Raw genomic sequence first — 26,987 nt, forward strand, 5'->3', positions numbered from 1 at the left:
TGCTTTAGATTTATAATGTAACTTTCAGTCCCATGGTGAAATTTCTGGATAAAGGATATCCGGTACGGTCGATGCCCGGTGCGGTGGCCGAACGGAATGTGTTGGCTTCGGGGTTCATACCGGTATATTTGGTGAAAGTATGCAAGTTGTCGATATTGAAACTTAGTACTAATCCGTTTAAAAAGGTTTTCCGAAGCATCTTTTTGTCGAATGTGTACGAAAGTTGGATATTACGGATGGACAGATAAGAACCATCTTCGAGATATCGGTTGGTAAATTTACTCATTTCCGTAGTTGGACGTACATCATTGGAGGTGTAAGTACGGTCCGCTAAACCATTACCCGGCGATTCGGGCGAACGCCATCTGTCTACTACTTTGATGGAAAGGTTGTTATTGTTGTTTCCGCGGAGTGTTTCACGTAATGTATAGTTGTAAATCTGATTTCCGTATTGTCCGTTCAACTGAAAACTAAATGAGAAGTTTTTGTATGAGAATGTGTTGACCATACCGGCATTGAAACGTGGATAAGGATTTCCTATAATAGTACGGTCATTATCATCATAAAGTCCGTCACCGTTGAGATCATACCATTTACAGTCTCCTGGACGAACGTTCGGGTCGAAAGCTAGTCCTGAATAGGGGTCGTTCCGCAGTGCTTGAATCTCCTCCATTGACTGATAGATACCGCCGAATACATTTCCGTAGAACATACCTATCGGATAGCCTACTTTCGTGATGTTTGATTCTGCTACTCCATCAGTGATGGCTTCAGAATCGAGTCCTAGTGCCAATACCTTGTTTCGGTTGGCGGAGATGTTGAACGTAGTTGTCCATTTGAATTTGCCGGTCAAGTTACGTGATACGATATTGAACTCGATACCCTTGTTTTCAACGGAACCGACGTTTTGTAGCATGCGTGAAACTCCTAAAGTGCTTGGAACGATTGTATTGAGAAGCATATCGGAGGTGATAGACTTGTACAAATCAAGTTGCATGAATATTCGGTTGTGGAAAAGACCTATATCTATACCTAAGTTTGTCTGTTTGGACACTTCCCATTTCAAATCTGGATTAGCAATGTTCGATGGAGCCCAGCCATTTACAACAGAACCATCTACTATATACGATTGCTGTGACATTTTGGTCTCATAGTTGTAGTCTCCGATAGCATTGTTGCCGGACAAGCCGAAGCTACCTCGCAATTTGAGTTCACTAAGTACTTTCCTGAGTGGTTTCATGAACTTTTCTTCTGTCATAGCCCATCCTGCAGAAATGGAGGGGAAATAACCATATTTGTTGTTCTTTCCGAAGCGGCTTGAGCCATCTGCACGGAATACTCCTTGAACCATATATTTTCTTTTGTAGTCGTAGGTCAGTCGGGCTATGTAGGATAGCATACGGTCTTCGGTTTTATTATAATATCCTCCGTTGACTACACCTCCGTTGATGGAAGGTAGAGATTCTGTCGCAAAATGATAGGCGGATGTGTAGAGCTTGTTGAGTTGGTTGCTTTGTATAGTCATACCTCCTACGGCACTGATGTTATGGTCTCCGAACTCTTTCTGATAGGTCAGTATGTTTTCGTTAATCCACATGAGCTTGCGGGTCATTGTGGTGGAAGCCTCAGAGTCAGTACGGTTTTTGCCAATGGAAGCCGGATACCATATTGAGTTTTCGGATGACATGATATCGATAGCCAATGATGGTTTGAACGTTAATCCCTTGGCCAACTTTAATTCGAAGTTAAGACCGCCAACAATGCGATTCTGACTCGTTTCGTTTTTGTACTCATGAGCGATTCTGACTGGGTTGTCTTGGTTGTCAGCTAATGGCGAATCGGTAAGAGTGGGGAATGCACCGGTTTCGGGATCTCTTGAATCGGTTGCCTTAGTCGGTGCCAGGTTGTACTCTAATGTGGAAAAATATTCTCCATTCGGGAGTTTGACCGGGAAAAAGGGATACATGGAAATTGCGGTTCGGATTACACTGTTCGAGCCTTCTCCGCCTTCTCTGGTCCTTCTCTGATTGATAAACGTAGGAGCAAAGTTCACAGTTACTTTGGCCCATTTATTTAATTCGATGTCGAAGTTGGAACGGAAAGCGAATCTTTTCATTCCAGTACATATCAGAATACCTTCCTGGTCGAAGTATTCGCCGGAAATTCGGTAACGCATATTTTTACTTCCTCCTGCAATAGATAAGTTGTATTTCTGTTGAATGGCATTTTGGAAGATGGCATCTTGCCAGTCTGTATTGAGATTCTCGTCGAAAGGAAAATAGTCTTGATTTTGATTTGTTGTGTAACGGAATCTTTCATTCAGATTCTTATCTTTATAATATTCCAGCAATTGGGCTGTGTTCATCAATTCAAACTTATGTTGTATTTGGGCTATGGTGGTTGCGGCATTAATGGTTATTGTTGGTTTTGCACTTTCACCGCGCTTTGTGGTAATAAGTATTACACCATTGGCACCGCGCGAGCCATATACAGCGGTTGAAGCGGCATCTTTCAGAATCTGAATGTTGGATACATCATCAGGATTGACTGCTGACAGGCCGCCTTCCATCGGTATTCCGTCGACAATGTATAAAGGTTCCGAGCCAGCAGTAACGGTACCGATACCACGAACTTCTACATTAATATCACCACCGGGAGTTGCATCGGAAGTCTGTATACGAACTCCTGGCACTAAACCCGAGATGGTCTGTTCGATGGAAGAACCTACATATCCAGATAATTCTTCGGATTTGATGGAGGTCATGGCAGACGTTATTGTTCTTTTGGTCTGGGTTCCATAGCCAATGACTACGGTTTCATCCAACATATAGCCGTCTTCAATCATGACTACCTTAATAAGTTTCTTTGGATCTTTGATTGTGATCTCTTGTTTTTGAAATCCGATGAACGAAAATTCAAGAATTGGATTTTTACCTTTCGTTTGAATTTTGAAAGTGCCATCAATAGTAGTGGTGGTCCCATAATTGGAATTTTGGCAAAGGACATTCACGCCGGGTATAGGCTGTCCTTGCTCGTCAACAACAGTTCCTGTTGCAAATGTTCGGGCATTCTGGGCGTATGTATTTCCATCTGTATATGAAGAAACTGCAAATATGGAGAATACAATAATTAGGAAAAGAATGCGGATAGAAATAATATTTCTCATATAGTAATAAATTTAGTTATGCCACAAAAATACAATCAATATACTAATTTTTTATAGGATGTAAAGCCGCCAAAGAGAATTTGTAAAACAGTATAATATATAATATATTGAATAATAGCTGTTTATGTGCCGTGAGTGATGGGGAAAATGTAATAGGTGTGTGAACTGTTTATAGTTGAGGAAGGTGTTGAATATGGAGATATCGGATTTTATATTCATTTTTACCATAACTACATAAATTGTCTTTATTTCCAATGTATTTATTTGATTTATAGAGTTTTATCTGTTGGTAGACTTACTTTTATCTTAAAATGGAACCAGATGTGACTCAATGGTATTAGCATTTCGTATATTTGCATAAATATAAAAGTATTTGTTTTCCCTTTCAACAACTAAAATCGCATAAAATATGAAGAATCACTCAAGACATTTTGTAGCCGCTACTTGTGCTTTAGCAGCATTTTCTCCTGTTGAAATGATGGCTCAGAAACAACCTAACTTTGTTATTATCGTTGCAGATGATATGGGATATGGTGATGTGGGCATATATGGTAATGAGTATATAAGGACCCCGAATATTGATCAAATGGCGCGAAAGGGGATGATGTTCACAGACTTCCACTCGAACGGTTCAGTTAGTAGTCCGACGCGTTGCGGGCTATTAACCGGACGTTATCAACAGAGAGCTGGTTTGGAGAGAGTTCTTTTAGTACCCCGGAATGATAAAGATAAGGAGGTGGGACTTCCGTCGGAAGAAATAACCTTTGCAAAAGTCATGGGAGACAATGGATACCGGACAGCTTTGATTGGCAAATGGCATTTAGGATATTTACAGAAACATCATCCGATGAATTTCGGCTTTCAGAAGTTTGTAGGTTTTAAGTCCGGAAATGTCGACTATCAGAGCCACCGCAACCGTTATGGTGATATGGATTGGTGGGATGGACTGGAAGTGAAAGATATGCCGGGATACACAACAACCCTATTAACAACGCTCTCTGAAGATTATATAAAGGAAAATAAAGATAAGCCGTTTTGTCTATATATAGCACATGCGGCTCCTCATTCTCCCATGCAGGGCCCTCATGAGAAAGCGATTCGTACAGAGGCCACTCCGGAAGGGGATAAAAACTCTGATAGATCGAATAAAGAAATCTATAAAGATATGGTAGAGGAATTAGACTGGAGTGTAGGGCGGATTCTGGAGACACTGAAGAAATATAAACTGGATGAGAATACTTTCGTTGTCTTTTTCTCCGACAATGGTCCGGTAATAAATAATGGAGGTTCTGCCGGAGGATATAAAGGTGCTAAAGGAAGTCCATGGGAAGGTGCTCATCGTGTTCCTGGCATTTGTTATATGCCCGGTACTATTAAAGAGGGCACAACATGCGAACAAACAGTGATGAGTTTCGACCTTTTTCCAACTATGTTGGATATGGCTGACATTCATTATAACGATTCAAAGAAGAAACTGGATGGAACCTCTCTGGTGCCTTTGTTCAAAGGAGAAAATCTTGCTCCAAGGCTTTTATTTTGGGGTAATGGTAATAAGACTATATCAGTGAGAGACGGTAAATGGAAACTGGTTCGTTACAATCAAAAGGGGGACATTACGCTGCATTTGTTTGATTTGAACAATGACCCATACGAGAAAAACAATTTGAGCAAGCAGGAACCTGAATTGGTTGAAAGACTGGACAAAGAGATTACCCACTGGCTGAGTCCGTCTATTCGGAAGTTCCTGATCAGTTTGCTCGAAAAGTACAGCGCACGAATAAAAAATAACACGTTAACATACATAGTAACTATGAAGATAGAAAAAACAGCCTTGTTGGCATTGGGAGCTGCTATGACTTCCGGTGCGGCTTTGGCCTCGAATACGGTTGATAAATCGACTCCTAATGTCTTGCTGATTCTTGTAGATGATCTTGGATTGGGCGATTTGTCCTGCCAATATGCCAAAGATTTGAGTACTCCCAATATTGATCGCATCTTTGAAACGGGAGTACGTTTGGATAATTTTTATGCCAATTCATCGGTATCTTCTCCTTCGCGTGCCGCACTGTTGACCGGGCGTTTCCCGGCTATGGTAGGAGTGCCCGGAGTCATACGTCCCTCCGTTGACCAAAATTGGGGCTATTTCGATCCGTCTGCCGTCACTATGCCCGAGGTGCTCAAGAATGGTGGTTATAGAACCGCGCTGATTGGTAAATGGCATTTGGGTTGGGAAAGTCCGAATCTTCCTAATGAAAGAGGATTTGATCATTTTCATGGCTTTCTTGCGGATATGATGGATGACTATTACACGCATCGGCGACAGGGAGGAAATTATATGTACCTGAATGACAAGGAAATCGATCCTAAAGGCCATGCTACCGAATTGTTTACTTCATGGAGTGTGGATTATATCAAGAAAGAAGCAAAAGAGAAGAATCCCTTTTTTCTTTATCTTGCCTACAATGCTCCCCATTCTCCTTTGCAACCTCCGGTAGAATGGGTGAACAAGGTGCAAGAGAGAGACAAGTCTCTGCCGGTTAAGCGTGCAAGGCTGATAGCCCTGATTGAACATTTGGATTATAATATAGGTAAGGTGATACAATCTCTTGAGGAAAGTGGTCAATTGAATAATACGTTGGTGATATTTGCTTCTGATAATGGAGGAGACCGGGGAAGTATGGCGAACAATGGTCCTACCGGGGTGCCAAAGGCGATATGTTTGAGGGTGGTATTCATGTCGCTTGCGCATTGAATATGCCGGGAGTTTTCGAAGGTGGCCGACGTGACAATCACTTCGTGGTGATGATGGACCTTATGCCTACTATATGTGACTTTGTAAATGTACCAGTCAAGCATGAGATAGACGGTATTTCCGTACTGGATGCCATTAAGGGAAAGACCCAGAACACAGAAGACCGCTTTGTCTTCTGGCTCCGAAATGAGGTGGCGCGCAGTTTTGTGGCAAGTCACAGAGTGCTGTGAGGTATAATGAGTATAAACTTTTACAGAATCTTCCCTTTGAAAAGTCGCAGATGTTCAATTTGGAAGAGGACTCTTTGGAAACTACTCCGCTACCTTTGCAAGGGGATATGTTTCGGAAATTGAACAATGCAATGACTAAACATTACCGTGCTTGGGGGGCAGTCCCTTGCCAGGCACCGTCTAAATAGAAACTTAAATCATAAAATAAAACTAGTATGATGAATTTAAAAATGAAAAACAAGACTCTGTTCCTATGCCTTCCAGCTATATTAAATGTCCCTTTTGGAGGCTCTTCCGTATTCGGAGCAAATCCAGAAAAAGTCAATAAAGAAAATAGCCCGAAACGTCCTAATGTACTTGTATTACTAACGGATGACCAGACATTCAGCACTATCCATGCCTGGGGTAATAACGAAATTCAGACTCCGAATATGGATAGGCTTGTCAATCAGGGTATGTCATTCACCCAAACTCACGTAATGGGCGGGCTCAATGGCGCCATCTCGCAGCCCAGTCGTGCGATGCTCCTTACCGGGCGCGGTCTGATGGATGTACACCGCAACGGACAAATCATCCCCAAGAATGAGAAAACATTTCCCGAACTGTTCCGCGAGAACGGCTATACAACCTTCGGAACCGGCAAATGGCATAGTGACAAAGCTGCATTCAACCGTTCGTTCTCTACGGGTGCAAATATTTTTTTCGGAGGAATGCATCCCTATGGAAATGAAAAGGAAGAAAAGGGACACCGATGCCCTTATCTGCATGAGTATGACCCGACAGGGAAATACAAAAATGGTCAATGGGTAAATGCATCACTCAATACTTTCTCATCTGAGTTGTATGCCGATGCCGCCATCAAGTTCATTGAAACAAATGCATCGAATGATAACCCGTTTCTGATGTATGTCGCATTTACTTCGCCGCATGATCCGCGTAACGTATTACCCGATTACGGACGCAAATACGGCAGCAAGGAAATTACGATGCCAAAGAATTTTGTCACACAGCATCCGTTTGATAATGGTGATCTTAATGAACGTGATGAAAAACTGTTGCCTACTCCGCGTGTACCAGAACAGGTGCTTGCTGAAAGGGCCCGCTATTACAGTATGGTGAACGAGGTAGATGTTCAGATAGGACGTATCCTTGATATGCTTGAAAAAAGCGGCAAAGCCGATAACACCATCATCGTATTTGCTGCGGACAACGGCCTTTGTGTCGGAGAACACGGACTGTTGGGGAAACAGAACTTATATGAAGCAGCGGTGAGAGTGCCTTTAGTGATATGCGGACCTAATATCCCGCAAAATGTCATGAGCGATGCCTACTGTTATCTTTATGACCTTTACCCCACTCTCTGTGATCTTTCGAATATAAAGGCGCCAACTACTGTTAAGGGTATTTCATTAGCGCAAACCATACAGAACCCGAAAGTGAAAAAGCGCAAGGACATATTGCTGACATATATTAACCTCCAAAGAGCCATCAAGAAGGATGGCTTCAAACTTATACTTTACAATGTGGACGGTCAGCGTCATCCACAGCTTTTTGACCTTAAGGCGGATCCAATGGAAATGAATAATCTTTATGACAATCCGAAGTATAGTAAAAAACGTGAAGAGCTTACTAAATTACTTTATGCTCGAATGGCGTCTGTTGGCGATTTCTGTGATCCTACTAAACCGGATTGGGGCTATCCGACGAAACTGAAATGGGAACAAGTTGTTAAAGTCAATCCTTGATGTAGAAGAATGTGTGTTCGGGGGCTTGTATAGCTCGATATGAGAAAAATAATCATTCCCACTGCAATAAGAAAAAAACAGCTTATTGCAGTGGGTGTTTTTTTATTGTCCGATACGTCCCACTCTTTCCTCGAAATCGTTACGATCACCAATGGCTTTGCTTCTCATTTTTGAGCGGTAGTTGTAAATGGTCGATAGTGAGTATTGCAGGAAATGGGCTATTTTCACACTATCTGTGATTCCTAACCGAATCAGTGCAAAGATTCTCAGTTCGGGAGTCAGTAGTTTACCAGTACCAGGTATTATGGCATTTTCGGGTGATAAGAGCGCGTTAAAGTCCGCTACGAAGTTGGGGAATAAGTTGAGAATAGCTTTGTCGAAATTATTGTAGAACTCGGCCAAGTCTTCTTCCGTGTTCAACGAAGATTTGAGGAAAGAAACCACTTTATTGATATCTTCACTCTTTGCTATTTTAAGGGCTCTTTTTTTGAAACTGTCTATCTGAGTGATATAGTTGGTGTATTGTTCCATATATAATCCCACATATTCTTCCTTAATTTTACTGCTATCAGCCAGTGCAGAGTTTATGTTTTGTATTTCATCCAAATGATATGACAGGCTTTTATTGGCTTGTTCCACTTTTTTCTTTTGCTTTTTTAGTTGGGTGAAAAGTATAAATAATAGGATACAGACAAGGCACAGCGAACTGAGTAGGCTACTAATAATAACAAATTTGCGTTTTTCTTTCTCTTGAAAAGCCTTGTCGATGAAGAGGTACATATCCGAGGCTTCAATTGTATTGATTCTGGCATTACATAAGATGGCATCTTCCATTGCATTTTTCATGTATGTGTATGCCCGATCTATGTCTCCACTCTCAAAAATAAGTTTTGCCAATATTCGCAAAGAACGGTTCTCTCTAGTTCCGCTTATTGCATCGGATATGGCAGATATGGCAAAGTACTTGATTGCATTCTTAGAGTCACCTTTGCCTTGATAGGCAGAGGCTAATGAATAAGCTAATATGCCGGCATTCCGTGAATATTGGGGATAGCTTAAATAAGCACTATCCAGCATATAGATGGCATCATTATATTTCTTTTTGTGTAGCAGGATAGGAGCAATTGTGAAAGCCCGTATATTGGAAGGGACTTCTGCGCATTGAAGTAAAGAGTCACGATAAGTTTGTTCTATCAAATCATTCTTGCGTGATTCTATTTCACTGGAAGCAAAATTCTTTTGGTGATTGTAGATAGTGGCTTGCCCGAGGAAGTATTCCACTTTAAGTTTGGGAGACAATAATTCATGTTGTATGGGATTGACAATGGACAATGCTTCTTTGAAAAATCCCATGGAAGATAAAATACGTGCATAGTCTAACTTGGCTTCAATGATAAGCTCTCCATCTCCACTTTCTTGAGCTAATTCATTCATATGAATAGCATAGGTTAAAGCGGAATCTTTTTGAAAGGAAGAATAGGCGAAACATAATAATTCGGCTATTTGTACTTTTTTGTGTATTTTATGGTGTAACTTCAGTTCTATTTTGAGACTATCTATTTGCTCTTGCTTTTGTTCTGCATAATCTAATTTATACTTTAGGGCTTTATCTAATGTTTTTAGTAATGATTTGATTTCATCGTTAGCTGTAGCCGGATTGATAAAAATAAAGCAGAGTAACACAGGTAAAATAAACTTTCTCATGATTATATTAGATTTTATCGCTAAAGCTGAATTTGGGATAAAGGTAAATATAATATTTGATAAATGCTAGCTTGTGATTTAATTCTCATGTCTGAGATTTATAATTCCATACCAAACCGTAAAAGAATACCAGTTTGATATGGAATTTATGATATGAAATCTTTTTCAGAAATGTCTATGTATAATTAAAGAATAATTGTTATTTGTATTTTTTTGCAAACTCTACCGAAACAGAATTGCTGAAACTTCCGCAAACTTCCGCTGCGAAGTCTTTTCCGCATTGAATTATTTTATCCCAGATTTCTTCATTCAAGTTATTTAGATCGCGGTATCGAACATCATATTTGAGTAATCCATAAATGAGTCCTGCATTAAAATTGTCGCCGGCTCCAATGGTGCTGACTGCTTGTAACGGTTCTACCGGGTAATCTTTGTTGACTAGATTGGTGCGCAATGCTACCTTTTGCCCGCCTGCAGTACAGATGAATTGTGGGCAATAGAACTTGATTTTATCCTTGTATATCTTGTCTATATCCTGCATGTTGTACATATAGAGGAAATCCTCTAATGAACCGCGTACGATATCTGCATATTCAAGATTCTCAATAATGGTTGGAGCCAGTTTCATGGCTTCGTTTTTATGAGAAGAGCGGAAATTCGGGTCGTAATAGATGATGGCTTTCTTTTCCCGTGCCTGATCGAGTAATTCGAGAACCTTTTCCCGCAGTACCGGATTCAATGCATAATACGAACCGACCATCACAATGTCATCTTCCTCTAATTTAGGGAATAGGACGTCCAAGCGTTGTTTGGGATAATCCTTGTAAAATATATATTCTGCATCGCTTTGCTCGTTGAGAAAAGCCAGAGATACTGGTGATTTTCCGTCCGGGAATACGTTGACATGATCGGTTGGGATATTATTCTCACGCATAAACTGTAGGATAATATTGCCTACACGGTCATTCCCGGTTTCACTGATGAAGCCGACGTTTATTCCCATTCGTCCCAATGAGACGATGCCGTTGAATACAGAGCCTCCCGGTACGGCTGCGGAAGGCTGGTCACCTCGAAAGATGATATCGAGGATTGTCTCTCCGATACCGATTACTTTTCGCATAGTGATCTTGATTTTTCTCCCAGATAACCACCATGATGGCGTTTTGAATATTCGGCGATCGTAAATCCGGTTTCTTTCATGGTTTGTACCACCAATATATCTCCGATCACTGTCATGGCAGTGGTAGAGGTAGTAGGAGTCATGCCTAACACACAGACTTCAGCCGGCTTACCGGTACTAAGACAAACATCCGACTCTTTTGCCAACGGACTGTCCGGATTACCAGTAATAACAATAAACTTCAAATCCGGATCCAGATTATGAGCCAGACGGGTTAATTCCACAATCTCCCGTGTCTTGCCCGAGTTGGAGATCAACAGGAGTAAATCATTCTTTTGTAAAATACCCAAATCCCCGTGTTGCGCTTCGCTGGGATGCAGAAAGACAGATGGAATACCGGTGGAACAAAAAGTTGTAGCAATGTTCATGGCAATCTGTCCGGCTTTTCCCATACCGGAAGTTACCAGTTTTCCCTTTTTCTGATGTATTTGTTCTACAATCAGTTTTACTGCTTTTTCATAAGCGTCTGTTATTGGGATGTTGAGCACAGCTTGTGCTTCCTGTTGCAAAAGTTGTTTGATGGAGTCTATCATATAATCAGTTTATTTTTTCTTTTAATTCGTTCAATGTGTTTGCTACTTCGTAATAGGTTGAGAATGGTTGCCGTGCAAAACCTTTATCCTCCAACGTGTGGAGTGCTTTCAATAGTTCGTCATAGAAACCATATTCATTGTAGAAGATGACCTTTTTCCGGTGATAACCGATAGAAGCAGCGGCTATTACATGGAAGATCTCATCGAGCGTACCAACGCCTCCGGGTAGTGCGACTAGCACCTCCGACTTCTCCGTTATGATATCTTTGCGGTCACTCAAATTGCGGGTGTGAATTTCTTCGTCTAACAGAGTGCTTACTTTGCCGTTCTCCTCCAGTTTGGCGGGAACAACTCCGATGACCTTGCCGCCGTTTTCTTTCACGGCGCGGGCGATACATTCCATCAGTCCGAGGCTGGCACCTCCATATATCAAGGTTTTGCCTTTCTGCCCCATCCATTCTCCTATTTGGCGGGCACTTTCGAAGTACACTTTGTCAATGTTTTCGGAAGCGGAACAGAATATTCCTATCTTTTCCATATACGTTGTTGCTGTTATAGTCCACAAATATCTGCAATTTTCTATAAACAGCAATAAGTTTTATTGTATTTTTGCGGCATTAATTCAATAAGGAAGTAGAAAACAATGCATTGCAACGAATATACATTGCCAAATGGCTTACGTATTATCCATGAACCGACCCTCTCAAAAGTAGCTTATTGTGGTTTTGCGATCGATGCCGGAACGCGCGATGAGGCGGAGAATGAGCAGGGAATGGCCCATTTTGTAGAACACCTGATTTTTAAGGGAACGGAGAAGCGGAAAGCCTGGCATATCCTCAACCGGATGGAGAATGTGGGGGGCGACCTGAATGCTTACACTAATAAGGAAGAAACGGTGGTCTATGCCGCTTTCCTGAAAGAACATCTGGAACGGGCGCTTGAACTGTTGGGGGATATTGTATTTCATTCAACTTTTCCGCAGCATGAAATAGAAAAAGAAACGGAGGTCATTATCGATGAAATCCAGTCGTATGAAGATACTCCGTCGGAACTGATCTTCGATGATTTTGAAGATATGATCTTCCGCAATCATCCATTGGGAAGAAACATTCTTGGTAAACCGGAACTGCTGCGGAGTTTTCGCACAGAGGATGTTCTATCGTTTACCCGCCGGTTTTACCAACCGGGGAATATGGTGTTTTTTGTTCAGGGACAATATGATTTCAAGAAAATCATCCGCTTGGTAGAAAAATACCTTTCGGATATTCCTGATGTAAGAGTAGAGAATCGTCGCACACCTCCGCCTCTTTATATGCCGGAACATTTGACGGTTTCTAGAGACACACACCAGGCACATGTAATGATGGGTAGCCGTGGCTATAATGCGTATGACGACAAACGCACGGCTCTCTATTTATTGAACAATGTCCTCGGAGGTCCCGGAATGAATAGCAAACTCAATGTATCCCTTCGTGAGCGTAGAGGACTGGTTTATAATGTCGAATCCAATCTGACCTCTTACACGGATACAGGGGCTTTCTGTATTTATTTCGGGACGGATGTGGATGACATGGATACCTGTTTGAAACTGACCTATAAGGAACTGAAGCGGATGCGTGATGTGAAAATGACTTCCTCCCAATTGGCAGCAGCGAAAAAGCAGTTGATCGGACAAATCGGAGTGGCATCTGATAACTTTGAGAATAATGCATTGGGAATGGCGAAAACATACCTTCATTATCATAAATATGAATCATCCGAGCTTGTTTTTAAGCGTATTGAAGAGTTAACGGCAGAGCAACTACTGGAGGTTGCCAATGAAATGTTTGCAGAAGAGTATTTATCAACGCTGATTTATAAGTAGCTTTTTGATACTGCTGCGATATACTGACAATTAATAAACTGTTAATATTAAACTGACCATGAGAAACTTAACACGAAATTTCTGGATTTGCCTGGGTCTGATAATGTTTCCCCTTACAACATTCGGGCAGCAGAAGAACAATTTTACCTATGTGCCCGCCCAAGAGCTTTTATTGGTAGGAAAAGCGACTACCGAGGTGAATATTTCCATCGGGTAGATACAGCAAAGTATTGTACGATGCCTCCCGCAGTAAAGAAGCTATTCACCAACTCTGCAGGTTTGGCTATTTCCTTCACAACGAACAGTCCGGTGATAAAAGCTAAATGGACTGTTCCTGACAATTACCAACTGCCAAACTTGACCAGAATAGCCCAAAAAGGCTTGGATTTGTATATCAAACGGGATGGGAAATGGCAATTTGCCGGAGTAGGGATGCCGGGTGGCGTGACTACGGAAAGAGTGATTGTCGATAATATGGGAACCGAAGAGAAAGAATGTTTGTTGTATCTGCCCTTATACGATGAGTTGAAGAGTCTGGAGATAGGCGTCTCTTCTGATGCTCACATATATAAAGGAGAAAATCCGTTCAAAAAGAAAATAGTAGTCTACGGATCCAGCATTTTGCAGGGAGCTTCTGCCAGCCGTCCGGGTATGGCCTATCCGGCCCGCTTATCCCGTAGCAGTGGATATAATTTCATTAATTTGGGATTGAGTGGTAATGGAAAAATGGAGAAAGAAGTTGCCGGGATGTTAGCGAATATTGATGCAGACGCTTTTATCTTGGATTGTATTCCCAATCCTTCTCCAAAAGAGATTACCGAACGGGCTGTAGGCTTTGTAATGACCTTGCGGGAGAAACATCCGGATACACCTATTATTATCATACAGACATTGATACGCGAAACGGGAAACTTTAATCAGAAAGCCCGTGAGAATGTAAAGCAACAGAATGAGGCTATCGCCGAGCAAGTAGAAGTACTGCGTAAAAAAGGCGTAAAGAACCTGTATTTCATTAAAGAAGACCGTTTCTTGGGAACAGATCACGAGGGAACCATCGACGGAACTCATCCGAACGATTTGGGATTCGACCGGATGCTAAAGAAGTATAAACCTGCTATCAGCAAGATTCTGAAAATTAAGTTTAGAGACGAATAACGGAAAGAAATAAGAAGAAATAAAGGTCAATTCATGGGGGTGAATTGACCTTTTTTCTTTTGCAAATGTGTTAAGTTGTTCCTGAAAACAAGAAGCCCACTACTTCTTTAATAAGATGTTTCGAATGACTTATAGAGAAGATCATTCCAAATCTCTCAATCCTTTTTCCTCCAAATAATGAATAAGTTCTTGTGGACGGTCTGTTTGTATCATTGTTGCTTTATGCTTTAACATCCAACCCCAATGTTTATCTTTACTTTCCAATAGAGCATTCTCATCATCATGTCCGCCACATAGACTATCCCATAAAGTATTCATCCATACCCGACTACCTGATTTAGCGATTTCATCTATTATTTTTAGATTCGGATTTGCATCATCTTTGAAGCATAGTTCGTAAGCAATTGGGGTAAAGTTTTTGATAAAAGTTTGTATAGTGGCAACTGCTTCTTTATCCCATAAATTAACGATAGGCATATAAAGCATGCTTTCATTGGAGCCATACTCTTTTTTCACTTTCTCTACAGGATAGTATCCTTTGATGATGACCTGTTTCTCCATTCCACATTCCTGGATGATAGGCATAATTTCTTTTATGTAAGTACCTCCTTTGTCTATATTGACAAGAATACGGCCTTTACAGACATTTAATGCTTCTTTCAGTGTGGGGATTGGTTGGCGGGTTTTGATTCCGTTGCCGCTGCGTAGGACGAACTTTTTCAGTTCCTCGGTCGTATAATCTTTTATCGGTCCCTTTCCCGTAGAAGTACGGTCGAGAGTTTCGTCGTGCATACAAATAAAGTTGCCATCTTTAGTCGGTTGTATGTCAAGTTCTATCATATCAACTTTCATTGCAATTGCTTTTTCGATACTTTGCAGGGAGTTTTCCGGCGCATTGCGCCAGTCTCCTCTATGAGCGATAACAAAGATATACTTCGATTCATTATCATGTAGATTTTTCAAAAGTTTATCAGTTCTTGTTTGTGCGCTGATGGAAAATGCGGTTAGCAGAATAGGTAGTAAGAAAAAAAGTTTTTTCGTCATAACTTAATAGAATTCATTAATGATGATAAAAGTCACCCGGGGCATCGCCCCGGGTACTCGCTATTATTTGACAGTAATGCGGCGAATCAGGTAATTGACGGCGCCTGCCACATACATTGTTTTACAGTCCTCCGTAATTATGATTTCATACGGTTGGTTGAAGGTAGCCTTCAGTCCTTTTCCGTCGGAGAAACCTGCTTTCCCAGAACCAGCGATGGTTTCCAGCGTTCCTTTCGAGTAGTCTCCATTTGCGTCAGGAGTTAGTTTGCGGATGCAGTTGTACGTGTTATCCGAAAGATACAGGCATCCATCTGAACCGGCGGCTACCCCGAAAGTAGCACCCACTTTTGCACTAAGCGGATTACCGGGTTCTCCGTCATAATACTCTTGTCCTTTTACTCCGTCTCCTGCAATTGTTTTTTGCGTGCCATCCGGACTGATTTGAATCAACACATACCCATTAGAAGTACCAACAATCATATTCTTGTTTTTGTCGAACACAATATAGTTGGGAGATACGTTAAGAGTGGCGAAAGTTGTTTTTGTACCTGAAGGTGTGAATTTATAAATCGCCTTATTGTCGCGTGCCGATACATATATGTTATCTTCATCATCGAATGTAACATTCATTGGACTCTTCATTTCGGATGCTATGGTTGAAACAGACATACTGCCGGTTTCTATTTTCCGTAACATTCCTTTTCCTTTGTCGATGAAATAATAGTTTCCTTTCGAATCGAATCCACCTTGCCAGATAGCACTGCTACCGTCTACTGCCACATCGAGGAGTGAAGTGACCAGGAAGTCCGGAGAGATACGTCGTATATAGTTGTATCCTCGTTCTGTAAACCATAAACTGCCATCCGGAGCAAAAGCGATACCAGTGGGAAGCTTGGTTGTGGCTTCCGTACCGACTCCGTCTGTCATTTCGAATACTCCCTTCTGTCCAACGATTGTTTGAACGATATATTCCTGATCCGGTGTTTTCAGATAATTGAGCTCGAGGCCTGTCAATTCACCCGAGGGGGATTTGACGCGGATGGAATATTTTCCCGGAGCCATTTCAGGTAATATTATTTTCAGTTCGTCCTTGAAGGCTTCTATAACGGTTGCCTGCTGGTCGTTGATGAAAACAGCATTTTCTTCCGGCACCGTGCTGAAATTACGTCCCAGTATTGTAGCTATTTCACCGGAATAAACATTGGTGGGTTTCACGAGGACCAGCCTAAGCTCTGTCACTGACGCTTTGTAGTCATTATCATTGCAGGCTACAAACAATGATAAGAGTGAGCAGGCGAGCAGTAGTATGTATATCTTTCTCATAGTCTTTTATTTATTTACTGTTATGGTACGAATCAAATGGTTTTGCTCATCAGCGATATATACTTTATCCGAAACCAGTACGCTTGCAGGGCAATTGAATGTAGCTGTCAGGGCAGAACCATCAATTTTACCTTTCGTTCCCGGAATACCGGCTATTGTTTTTAATGTTCCTTTCGTATAGTCGCCTTCTGCATCCGGTGTTAGCGTACGTATGGTATGCATTGTATAATCGGTGATATAAAGTACCTCATCCGGGCCGAATGCAATGCCGAATGTTGCCCCCATGGTTGCTTTTGACAGGTCGTTCTGTTCACCATCAGAATAAGTCGCGGCAGTGGGTACTACGCCAGTTCCGAATACAGTTTTTAGTGTACCGTCCGTATCGAACATATGCAGCTGATAAGTACCGCCGGTACCTACAAAAATTCTTCCCTTCTTATCTACCGCCATACAATTGGGACCGGCTTTGAGTGAAGACATATCGTAGTTAGTTACAGTACCGCCAGACGTTATTTTCTTTACTGCCTTATTATCGCGGTCCGCAATATACATATTACCGTTACTATCAAAAGTGACGCTCATCGGACTTTTAAAGGTCGTTTCGGTGGAGAACACAGAGCAAGTGCCTTCCTGTGTAATCTTAATAATATTATTCAAAGCTTTATTGGCTACATAATATATACCCGAGAGATCGAAACCACCTTGCCAGGGAGCATTAAATGTAACGGTGCCACTTTTGGCAACAGTTGAAACATTATATTCCTGATCCATTTTTCTGATGACGTTATTTCCTCTTTCGGCAATCCATATGTCACCATTGGGTGCGAGAGCTAGTCCCTGCGGGAATTTGAAAGAGGCAGCCGTTCCCTTACCGTCAGTAGAGGTAGTTGCGGAGTTACCTGCTACTGTTGCAACTGTGTAAGATAAATCTTCGTAGGTGAAACTTAGATTCTCTATCGTTTTATCTGCGACAGTAACTTTGACTGGATATGTACCGGAAGGGTTCTCCGGAGCAATAATGGTTAGCGTTGTTGCGGTTACAACTTTTACGGTTGCCTGCTTTCCGTTTATAGAAACCATGTTCTCTTCGACCGTTGTTCCAAATCCTTCTCCTGAAATCACCACTTCCTCTCCGGCTTTTCCACGTGCGGGGGTTAGAGAAGAGGTCGTTAATGTCACTGTGTGAAGGTAAGTAAATAGGGGGCTTTCAGCTTCTTTAGTACCAATTCTCACACGGATAGGGTAACTGCCTTCCTCGGTGTCGGGAATGATAATTTTGAGTTGGCTGGAAGTCGCCTCTTTAACTTCAGCAGTCACTCCGTTGATTGTCACCTGATTTTCTGATACCACTGTGCTGAAACACTGACCGATCAGTGTCACTAAATCTCCTGCATAGGCAGAGGAGGGCATAACCTGTAATACAGCAAGTTCAGGTGGAGCTTGAGGTGTTGCATAAGTAAATTTGAGTCCTTCTACAACTTCCCCTTTCACACTAACTTTGATTGAATAAGTACCTTCCGGATTATTGGGAAGAGCAATCACTAAACGATTCTGGGTTGCATCGATAATTTCCGCTTGTACTCCGTTAATAAATACCTCATTATCAATTGCTGTTTCAGAAAAATGAACTCCTGAAATAATTGCGGTACCTCCTGTCGATCCAGCTTTCGGAATAATGGAAATGAGTTTCGGAGGAAATTGTCGGGAATCGGATTCGTCCGATTCCGAACATCCACAGAACAAGTTACAACAAAATAGGATAGATAAAATAAATATTGAGTTCTTCATATTTTCTGTTTTTTAAGGTTCATTGACTGTTACCATCCACGTATTTACCACAGGCCGCTCCTGTCCATCAGAAGGCCGGTTCCGTATTTGGAATATATCCGCTATCGGATGTCGTATAAGCATTTGGGCAGAACCGCCACTGTCCAGGTTCACAGCCCATGAGCACCCTAACGCTTTCATTATTGAACCCATTTCCGGATAAGTAAGTCCGTATGAATAGAACTCTACACGTCCGTCAGCCACCATGAAGTAGACATGACCATCATCTGAATATCCAAGACAAGCACGCGGATCAATACCTGGATAAGTTGCGCCGGATATTTCTCCATCCCGTAGCACGATAACTCCGCTCCCGGTCACTTCTTTGAGGTTGTACTGCATCCCACGATACTCCACAGAGTCGGCAATTACCATTTTGTTGTCTTTCGTCAGCGCGATAAAACTCAAAGCTTGTTGGGGAAGTGTTTCTTTAAAGATGAATGAGTTTTTTAAGATCACTCCATTGCGATGAATGGGCCCCCTGATATCCATTGTACTGACATCCCAAAAATCAGCATTAATCATGGCAGCTACCCGGTGCCACGGACGGTCGGCGTAATCTGCCATTTCTGTTAGTGTCTGCCGCTGGAAGTTGTTGCGTACATCCGCATCATACGGCATACCTACTTCTAATGAAACCCCCGGTTCATTCAAATCAATGTCGATTATAAATATATGAGTAGAGCGGCTGTCTGCCTTTTGAAAGTGGACATCTGTTTCCGTAACTCCCAATGCAACAACAAAGCTGGTATCGGTATATACACGTGCCACTGTTTCACTACCCGCTAATAGTTTTTGACCGATTTTTGTTTGCGGGGTATAATGTACGTCTTCAATTGTATCGTTTGAGCAACTTAAGAAAGCCACTGGTAATACAAATGACAGAATCTGCATGTATTTTAATAAGTTCATCATTTTCATTGTTTTAGTTAGCCCAATATGAATTTTGATTTAAAAGTTTATTGAGAGACCTTTCTTTGGCAGGAATAGGTAATTTGTTATACTTGCGCTCAAAGCCGAGATCACTTTCCAGGCGGTTGAGGCGGACAAGGTCGAACCAACGGAAACCTTCCGCCAGTAGTTCTGTATGTCTCTCATTGAGAATTGCATCTATGAAGTCTTCTTCAGTGGCAGGGTGTACAGAAGGAAGACCACGGAAATTCCGAAGCTCATTCAAACGGGTAAGCCCTTTGGAAAGTCCTTGTGCTTCAGCACTAATCAGGTACATTTCCCCCAAACGGGTAATAATGATCGGATCGGTAGTCACCTCTCCACCGGGATATTTATTAATGACTTCATTTGTTTCCTGCATATCAATTGATATGGCGGTTCGTTTATCATCCGGTTCGAACATATTCATCACTTTTGTCGTCGGCGCATATGTATAGCTACCTCCATTGGCAGAAGCACGTGAATAAAGGGAAGCACTCAAGTTTACGCTTGATTCATTGAGCAGATTGACAAACGAGAATATTTCTTCTCGGTTTGCTTTTCCACGGAAGATCTGGTCGAAGTCGGCAAGTGAGAAATTGGCATCACCTATCACTTCTTCAGCAAGTTTGGCAGCTTCAGTCATTTTGCCTTGTGCAAGTTTGGTTCTTGCCATTAAAGCCTTTGCCGCTTGTTTTGAGACGTAATACTTGTCGGAAAAAGTAGGAGCATAATCTATTGCTACCTGAAAATTCTTTTCTACAAAACTCCATCCTTCTGTTTCGGTAGATGCTGCGATATCTCCCGAAAAAGGAGCTTCGAGAATGGGAACTTCTCCATAGCGGGTAACCAGGTGATAATAAATCAGACCACGGAAGAAACTGGCTACTCCCAGTATCTCGTTTCGTGACTGGCTGGCTGCTAATTTGTCAACTGCGACAATCAGTGAATTCACTTGGTAGAGAGCAGTATAAAATCCATCCCACGGTCCGCTGACGAAACCGCTTTCAGGGGTAACCAGGTCTTTTACCAATAATACCGGATCTTTCAGTCCTGTCGCTCCGCCGCGGACAAGATCTCCGCCGACAATGTCTTGTGTAAGATAACCATTGACTGTTGGTTTGTTTTGTATATAAAAGTAGAGTCCGGTAAGCAGTAATTGAGCATCCTCCTCGGTGAGGTTATCACTGGATACGGCATTATGCGGATATTGGTCCATTTCGTTGCAACTAGTGGCAAACACCAATAATACTGTTAATAACGATATAATAAAATTCTTCATATCTGTTAGAATTTAAGATTGACACCTATTGTAAACGTACGCGGTTGGGATGGGTAGAGATAATCATATCCCATATTGGTTGCAGAGAGGCTTACATTTACTTCCGGATCCAGATACGGCCACTTCGTTAATATGAAGAGGTTATCTGCCTGGAAATATATGCGTAGATTATCGATATGTATCCGGTTAATCCAACTTTTTGGGAGGGTATATCCAATAGAAGCTGTACGGCAACGGATATAAGATGCATCGTGTAACATTCGGGTATTGACAAACTTGGTTGAGTTCCACGTATAACCATAAATGGCACGCGGATTTTCGTTAGTACTGCCCGGTCCCGTCCAACGGGATTCTGCAGCTGATTTTAGTATCGGCCATGTACCGTTACCCATTCGTAAACCTCCGGTCCACAGTTCATAGAGCTTGTTGCCTGACGAAAATGTAAAGAACAGGCTCAAGTCAACGCCTTTGTACTTGAATGTGTTATTGAAACCACCGGTGAACTTTGGATTAGCCGAGCCGACAAACTGTTTGTCGTTTTCGTCTATGACATCGTTGCCATCCACATCTTCGTAAATACAGTCTCCTGCTCTTACGCCCTGATCGTAAATCTTGGCAGGAATTTCATCATCCGACTGGTAAATACCTTTCCACTTAATCATATAGAAGGACCCTATCGGTTCGCCGACTTTAAGGGCGTGCATCGAGCTGGTTGTCAATATCTCATTATTGTCGAGAAGCGCAGTCAGTTTATTTCTGATAAAGGAGATATTGAAATCCGAATGCCATGAGAATGAACCTTTGCTAAGGTTGGCTCCTAAGGTAAATTCGAGTCCTTTATTACGCATTGATCCGATATTACATACCTGGCTGGTATAACCCGATGTAGCAGGAGTTGGCTTTTGGTAAAGCAAGTCCTTGGTATCTTTGATAAATGCATCTGCTGTGAATGTGATCGCACCTCTGAAAAAAGAAAGGTCTACTCCGATGTCAGCTTGTTGGGCTTTTTCCCATTTAAGATCGCGGTTGCCTGCAGTAGTCAGTCCTAAACCGTTCTCACCGTTATAGTTGTATCCTCCACCGGCTAATGCTTGATAAGCATAAGAGCCGATACCTCCCTGATTACCGGTGCAACCCCAGCTTGCGCGGAACTTTACATCGGTTTGTGGATATTTCCACCAAGATTCTTCTCCCAAATTCCAACCGGCGCTGACAGACGGGAAATATCCGTAGCGATTGCTGGATATGAATTTGGAAGAACCGTCAGCACGCATGGTTCCCGTTAGTAAATAGCGGTTCTTGTAGTTCAGACTTAAACGGCCGAAGAATGATTGGAGCAGGAATGAAGAAAGTCCTGTACTTATATCCGAGAATTCGGCAGCAACAGAGTTGACGTCAAAAGAAGGAGAGGGGAATCCGATACCCGTTTGTGCGGCCGAGGAAGTTACATCCTTTTGTATAGAATGCCCCAGCATGACGTCCAGAGAGAAATCTTCTTCAAAGGAGTGTTTATAAGTGAGCACGTTTTCCCATAAAGTACTCGCATAAGATTTTCGTCCGTCAATAAGCTTTCCTACTTTATTGCCATAGGGGTGATCGGCTGTGTAATAAATGTGTTCTTCCGTATAGTTGAAATCCTCTCCGAGTGTGGTTTTGAAGTTCAAGTCTTTCGTTATGTTAAACAGCATATAGAGTGAACCGAGGGCACGGTAATTATCGATATATACATCTTCTTCGTTAAGAGCCTGTATCGGGTTATGGTTGGCCAACTCCTGTCCTCCGACAGCATATTCTCCGTCGGGACGATAAGGAGAATCCCATGGACGTTGTTCGATGGCGCGGGTAATGACACTGGTTCCTATATTATAGCCAGTGGGAACGCGGTTATTACGCGAGTAACTTAAATTCAGGGCGGTTCCTACCTTGAGCCACTTTTTGATTTCCGTGTCCAGATTAACCTTCAAATTGTAACGTTTGAGCTGATTGTTGATAATTACACCTTCGTTGTGTTTGTAATTGGCGGACAAGTAATAATTCGTTTTATCTGTTCCGCCTGACACAGACGCGGTAGTCGTGTAGGTAACAGCCGTACGAAGTACCAGATCGAGCCAGTTTGTCTGTGCTTTTCCCGGTGCAGGGTTATCAATACGTGCCTGCGTACTGTTGGTTTGCAGATTATAGTTGTCGATAGCTTCGTTCAGAACTTCCAGAAACAGATCAGTGTCGGTCATATCCAGTTTGTCTGTTCTGGTCAGGTTGGAGAAACTAACATTCGTGTCAATGTTTACTTTGGCCTGTCCCTTGCTTCCTTTTTTAGTTGTTATCAGGATAACACCATTTGTTGCACGTGAGCCGTAAATAGCAGCGGAAGCTGCATCCTTCAAGATCTGTATAGATTCTACGTCGGAGGGATTGAAATCATTCAGACCGTTCATTGATTGTGCTCCCCAGGCACCAGTATCTCCTGACGTATTGTTGATAGGTACTCCGTCAATTACATATAGTGGTTCGTTACCTGCGGTAATTGAACCGATTCCACGGATACTGACCCGATTTTTACTTCCCGGTACACCGGATGCTGACGTTATATTCACTCCGGATACGCGTCCCTGCAGCAGTTCGTCAACACCTAATACCTGGCGGACATTGACTTCTCCCGGTTTATAAGTTCCAATGGAAGAGGTAACATCCCGCTTGGTTTTGGAGCCATATCCGATGACGATAACTTCATCCATGACGTGTGCATCTTCTTCCAGCGCTATGTTGATTGTCGGTGAAGCACCGATGCGGATAGATTTCTTTTTGTATCCGATGTAGGATATTTCTAACGGCTTGGATAGGTCTGCTGTGACGGTGAAATTTCCTTCAACATCTGTAATTGTCCCGATGCCACCTTCCTGTATTACATTGGCTCCGATAATCGGTTCGCCTTTTCCATCTGTCACAGTACCTTTGATGGTTTTCTTTTCGTTTTTTTTCTGTTGTTGCACTTCTTGTTTCACTAATACTATGGTATTGTTATTAAGCGAATAAGAAACATTTAATGGGGTGAATACTTGTGATAGGACTTGATCGAGAGGCTTATTTTTACAGTTGACGGTCACTTTCGCTTGGTCGTTGAGGACATTGTTCCGATAAACGAATGTATACCGGGTTTGTTTCTCGATCTCCTTTATGAATGTTTTCACCGTACCATTATTGATGTTTACCGACACATTTCCTTTTTGTGCCAATGCTCCTGTTGTGGATAGTAAAATCATTCCAGTGAGCAAAATGGTAAAGTTTCTAAAAATAAGGAGATTATGTCTCCTCTTTTTAAAGGAAAAAATTAACTTTGTGTAATTCATAGTTGATACTATTTTTTCATGTTTTAATGGATTAATTTTATCGACTTTCATACAACCAAAGGATTGGGCGATTCTTTGGTTGTTTTTCTTTAAATAGCTTATATTATATCTTTCATAGGCTCCTTTCTTTTGAGGTTAATAAATAATGATTTTATCTTTATGTATCTCATATTTGAATTTATACTGAAGGCTCAATGAATGGATAACATTCTGTATATTTTCATGGCGGAAAGAACCGGACAGTAAATCTTGTGCAATCTGTGGATATTTTAGTTCTATTTCTACTCCATACCACCGTTCTATTTGCTCTATAACATCAATTAAAGGCTCGGAGTCGAAAATTAGATAATCATTACACCAGCCTGTTTCTACATGCACATCAGCTTTTGTAATTTTGAGGGCTTTGTCTACACCGGAGTAGGTTGCTTTTTCACCGGGAGTAAGCGTATATTCGTGCGGGAGAGAGCCGCCGGATATTTTAATTTTTCCGGTAAGCAGAGAGGTTTCGATGACATCTTTCTTATATGTATTCACATTGAAAGAAGTTCCCAATACTTCGATCTGGAAGTCATTTACCATGACTCTGAAAGGACAGTCCGGTTTTTTGGCTACATCGAAGAAAGCTTCTCCTGATAGATGTACGAGTCGTTGTTCTGTATCATTGATGTCATATCTGATGGTAGTGGCACCATTCAGTTGCACTTTTGTTCCGTCCGGCAATATGATCTCTGATTTGCTGCCGGGTTTTACATTGGCAGTTATCATTTGTTGCGAACTTGGAGTATCGAATAAGGAATATATGCCGAAGGAAGAGGTGACGAGTAGAGCGATGACAGCGGCATATTTCGCAAATTGATACCAGCGTCTTCTCCAGATGATTTGATGAAGTTCCTTACGTATCTGCTTTTTCATCATGGGGGGCATCCCGATTTCCGGTGCAGAATCTTTTTCCATGTTTATCATGGTATTCCAAAGTTCTTCATCCGGTATGTGTTCAAGTTCTTTTTTGAACTCTCTCAAGTCAGAAGAAGGTAGGCCCTTCTCCATATATCGGCGGTATAAATCTTTAAAATGTGTAGCCATATTATAGGTGTTTCTATTGGTTATACGTGAATGGAATAAGAGAGTACTATGATTTCTTTGTGTTTTATAACATAAAAATCAGATAGAGATCTTTTTTGTGGGAGAAGATATTATTGCCCCCCCCTTGTGATGTGTTGCAGTGACGATATTATAAAAAGAATAGGAAGATAATGTTGTATTTTAGCATTTCGCTGCGAAGGATCTTCAGAGCGGAAGTCAGATAGTTCTTTACTGTTTGCTCGGAAAGCTCCAGTTGCTCGGCAATCTGTTTGACTGGAATATGTTTTTCTCTGCTTAGTTCATAAATCTCTCGTTCCCGCTGTGACAGAATATTCTTTGATTTCTTCAGTTGTTGCAGGAATTCATCATACAATAATAGGTCTTCCGGAGATACATCGCTCTCTTGGTTCTCGCAATACTCCATAAAGTCTTCGAATTGTAGTTCGTTGACTTGTTTGCGGAAATAATCGATTACCTGATGTTTGGCAATAGTGAAAATAAAGGCTTGCAGGTTGCCAAAGCTATTCAGTTGGCTACGGTTGTCCCATAGGCGTAAAAAGGTATCCTGAACAATATCTTGTGTCAGGGAACGATTTTTTAGTTGTTTAAGAACAAAGCTGTAAAGTCGGTCGGCGTAGGCTTCATAAATCTGGGTAAAAGCCTGGTAAGAGCCGTTGCGTAGTTCTTTTATGCACTGTATTTCGTCTATTTTCATCCTTCTGTAATAGAAGTAGGTCAGGCAAATGTACTGAAATAATTTAGAAATAAACAAATCTATGTGAATAAATAAAGAGAAACCGATGTCCGGTAGTTGGTAGATGAATTTTATTTTGCAATCATATTACAATCATATATTGAGCTTTATTGTACCGTCTCTTGCTTTCCGCTAATTAATTTTGTATCTTTACTGTTTTTTACCCTTGTAAAGACAAGTGGTCATCTTATGCAGTGATAAATATCACTTTATAAGGTGATATTTGTTTTTCTATAAGGTGACTATTGTCCCGTTACAACTGGACAACTACCCGAGTGCATAAACTATGATAAATCTCTGCACTGAAAATCTTTATTCTCTGCACTGAAAAGTCTTAAATATAACAATAAGATTATGGCCTTTTACAATTTAAAGAAAAAGCCTGCCTTGACTACTAAGGAAGGAGAAACGGAAACAATGTATGCCGACATTGTCTACAGTGGAACGATTCCGGCAGAACGATTGATCCGTGGCGTTGCTAAGAGAACCGGATTTAAGGAAGGAGTGATAGAAGGTATCCTTATGGAACTGAAAGAGGATGTATTGCAATATCTGGGTGAAGGATACCGCGTCGAATTGGGAGAGTTCGGTTTTTTTTCAGCCAAAGTGAAAGCTTCCCGATTGGTAGCAAATAAAAATGATATTCGTTCTGAATCCGTAGCTTTCAACGGGGTGAATTTCCGTGCCTCTAAGAGTATGCGTGTAGGTATTCGCGGAGATTTGGAGCGCAGAAAGTGTGTCGATTTCAACACTTCGCGTAAGTGGGACAGGGAGAACCTGAAGAAACTCGTCCTGCAATATATCAGAGAGCATGGCTTCATCACAAGAACCACTTATACAGAACTTACCGGGCGTTTAAAGAATACTGCATTGGGCGATCTTAAATCTTTTGCGGCCGAAGGCATTATCAAGCGGGAGGGACGGGGCAATCAGATGCATTTTATAGCACCGCCACGAAAGGAACCGGATGGCGAGTAGTGAACTCTGATTGGATATGTTTAACTTGCGCTCGTATGTCTAAAACATACTGTTATCGTCTATCATTAAATGATATTATGGCTAGAAATT

The 26,987-nt window shown here is 41.7% G+C and carries 19 protein-coding genes and 1 pseudogene; 7 read left to right on the top strand and 13 right to left on the bottom strand.

What is annotated here, in order from left to right; translation table 11 throughout:
* Positions 1 to 10: 10 nt before the first annotated feature.
* A complete protein-coding gene (locus DXA05_RS00885) occupies positions 11 to 3,166 on the bottom strand; it encodes a TonB-dependent receptor (RefSeq protein ID WP_008023837.1) in 3,156 nt (1,051 codons plus the stop codon).
* A gap of 409 nt (positions 3,167 to 3,575) precedes the next feature.
* Here DXA05_RS00885 and DXA05_RS26765 point away from each other — a divergent pair, with 409 nt between their 5' ends.
* Genes DXA05_RS26765 through DXA05_RS00900 form a run of 4 tightly spaced genes read left to right on the top strand, consistent with a single transcriptional unit; the run spans position 3,576 to position 7,893 of the window.
* A complete protein-coding gene (locus DXA05_RS26765; RefSeq protein WP_284515330.1) occupies positions 3,576 to 5,918 on the top strand; it encodes a sulfatase-like hydrolase/transferase in 2,343 nt (780 codons plus the stop codon).
* Positions 5,882 to 6,148 (top strand): hypothetical protein, encoded by a 267-nt coding sequence (locus DXA05_RS26770; protein ID WP_284515331.1) that lies wholly within the window; start codon positions 5,882 to 5,884, stop codon positions 6,146 to 6,148. The genes DXA05_RS26765 and DXA05_RS26770 overlap by 37 nt, the downstream gene beginning before the upstream one ends.
* 50 nt (positions 6,149 to 6,198) lie before the next feature.
* On the top strand, positions 6,199 to 6,336 hold the full coding sequence (locus DXA05_RS26775; protein ID WP_284515332.1) for a hypothetical protein: 138 nt from the start codon (positions 6,199 to 6,201) through the stop codon (positions 6,334 to 6,336).
* Positions 6,337 to 6,363: 27 nt separating this feature from the next.
* Positions 6,364 to 7,893: a sulfatase-like hydrolase/transferase gene (locus DXA05_RS00900; RefSeq protein ID WP_008023842.1), complete on the top strand. Its 1,530-nt coding sequence runs from the start codon at positions 6,364 to 6,366 to the stop codon at positions 7,891 to 7,893.
* Positions 7,894 to 7,995: 102 nt separating this feature from the next.
* On the opposite strand, the gene DXA05_RS00905 is transcribed toward DXA05_RS00900, so the two are convergent.
* From DXA05_RS00905 to DXA05_RS00920, 4 genes are all read right to left on the bottom strand, one after another.
* On the bottom strand, positions 7,996 to 9,597 hold the full coding sequence (locus DXA05_RS00905) for a DUF6377 domain-containing protein (RefSeq protein WP_008023843.1): 1,602 nt from the start codon (positions 9,595 to 9,597) through the stop codon (positions 7,996 to 7,998).
* A 199-nt stretch (positions 9,598 to 9,796) separates the two neighbouring features.
* Positions 9,797 to 10,717: a carbohydrate kinase gene (locus tag DXA05_RS00910; RefSeq protein ID WP_008023844.1), complete on the bottom strand. Its 921-nt coding sequence runs from the start codon at positions 10,715 to 10,717 to the stop codon at positions 9,797 to 9,799.
* A complete protein-coding gene (locus DXA05_RS00915) occupies positions 10,705 to 11,310 on the bottom strand; it encodes an SIS domain-containing protein (RefSeq protein WP_004313812.1) in 606 nt (201 codons plus the stop codon). Before DXA05_RS00915 ends, DXA05_RS00910 begins: the two co-directional genes overlap by 13 nt.
* A gap of 4 nt (positions 11,311 to 11,314) precedes the next feature.
* A complete protein-coding gene (locus DXA05_RS00920; RefSeq protein WP_004313813.1) occupies positions 11,315 to 11,848 on the bottom strand; it encodes a TIGR00730 family Rossman fold protein in 534 nt (177 codons plus the stop codon).
* A gap of 105 nt (positions 11,849 to 11,953) precedes the next feature.
* Here DXA05_RS00920 and DXA05_RS00925 point away from each other — a divergent pair, with 105 nt between their 5' ends.
* The gene (locus DXA05_RS00925) at positions 11,954 to 13,174 is read left to right on the top strand and encodes a pitrilysin family protein (protein WP_009040953.1); all 1,221 of its coding nucleotides are present in this window, start codon (positions 11,954 to 11,956) and stop codon (positions 13,172 to 13,174) included.
* A gap of 58 nt (positions 13,175 to 13,232) precedes the next feature.
* Positions 13,233 to 14,329: pseudogene (locus tag DXA05_RS00930) on the top strand (SGNH/GDSL hydrolase family protein).
* A 141-nt stretch (positions 14,330 to 14,470) separates the two neighbouring features.
* On the opposite strand, the gene DXA05_RS00935 reads toward DXA05_RS00930, so the two are convergent.
* The 8 genes from DXA05_RS00935 to DXA05_RS00970 all read right to left on the bottom strand — a co-directional run bounded on the left by DXA05_RS00935 (position 14,471) and on the right by DXA05_RS00970 (position 25,880).
* Positions 14,471 to 15,373, bottom strand: coding sequence for a glycerophosphodiester phosphodiesterase family protein (locus tag DXA05_RS00935; protein WP_008641676.1), 903 nt, complete (start codon positions 15,371 to 15,373; stop codon positions 14,471 to 14,473).
* A 63-nt stretch (positions 15,374 to 15,436) separates the two neighbouring features.
* Positions 15,437 to 16,696, bottom strand: a complete 1,260-nt coding sequence (locus DXA05_RS00940) for an IPT/TIG domain-containing protein (RefSeq protein ID WP_008023851.1) — start codon at positions 16,694 to 16,696, stop codon at positions 15,437 to 15,439.
* 6 nt (positions 16,697 to 16,702) lie between these two features.
* Complete coding sequence (locus DXA05_RS00945) at positions 16,703 to 18,484, bottom strand: IPT/TIG domain-containing protein (RefSeq protein WP_008023853.1); 1,782 nt, start codon at positions 18,482 to 18,484, stop codon at positions 16,703 to 16,705.
* Positions 18,485 to 18,496: 12 nt separating this feature from the next.
* On the bottom strand, positions 18,497 to 19,438 hold the full coding sequence (locus DXA05_RS00950; protein WP_225450118.1) for a phosphodiester glycosidase family protein: 942 nt from the start codon (positions 19,436 to 19,438) through the stop codon (positions 18,497 to 18,499).
* A gap of 10 nt (positions 19,439 to 19,448) precedes the next feature.
* The gene (locus DXA05_RS00955) at positions 19,449 to 20,735 is read right to left on the bottom strand and encodes a RagB/SusD family nutrient uptake outer membrane protein (protein WP_004313820.1); all 1,287 of its coding nucleotides are present in this window, start codon (positions 20,733 to 20,735) and stop codon (positions 19,449 to 19,451) included.
* Between the two features lie 5 nt (positions 20,736 to 20,740).
* Complete coding sequence (locus DXA05_RS00960; RefSeq protein ID WP_182019548.1) at positions 20,741 to 23,995, bottom strand: TonB-dependent receptor; 3,255 nt, start codon at positions 23,993 to 23,995, stop codon at positions 20,741 to 20,743.
* 222 nt (positions 23,996 to 24,217) lie between these two features.
* Positions 24,218 to 25,165: a FecR domain-containing protein gene (locus DXA05_RS00965; RefSeq protein WP_118218528.1), complete on the bottom strand. Its 948-nt coding sequence runs from the start codon at positions 25,163 to 25,165 to the stop codon at positions 24,218 to 24,220.
* Positions 25,166 to 25,313: 148 nt separating this feature from the next.
* The gene (locus tag DXA05_RS00970) at positions 25,314 to 25,880 is read right to left on the bottom strand and encodes a sigma-70 family RNA polymerase sigma factor (protein ID WP_118218526.1); all 567 of its coding nucleotides are present in this window, start codon (positions 25,878 to 25,880) and stop codon (positions 25,314 to 25,316) included.
* A gap of 393 nt (positions 25,881 to 26,273) precedes the next feature.
* Here DXA05_RS00970 and DXA05_RS00975 point away from each other — a divergent pair, with 393 nt between their 5' ends.
* Positions 26,274 to 26,897, top strand: a complete 624-nt coding sequence (locus DXA05_RS00975) for an HU family DNA-binding protein (protein ID WP_118218525.1) — start codon at positions 26,274 to 26,276, stop codon at positions 26,895 to 26,897.
* The last annotated feature ends 90 nt before the right edge of the window (positions 26,898 to 26,987 follow it).

It is taken from the genome of Bacteroides sp. AM54-2NS (genome assembly GCF_003602935.1).
Classification (GTDB): Bacteria; Bacteroidota; Bacteroidia; order Bacteroidales; family Bacteroidaceae; genus Bacteroides; species Bacteroides xylanisolvens.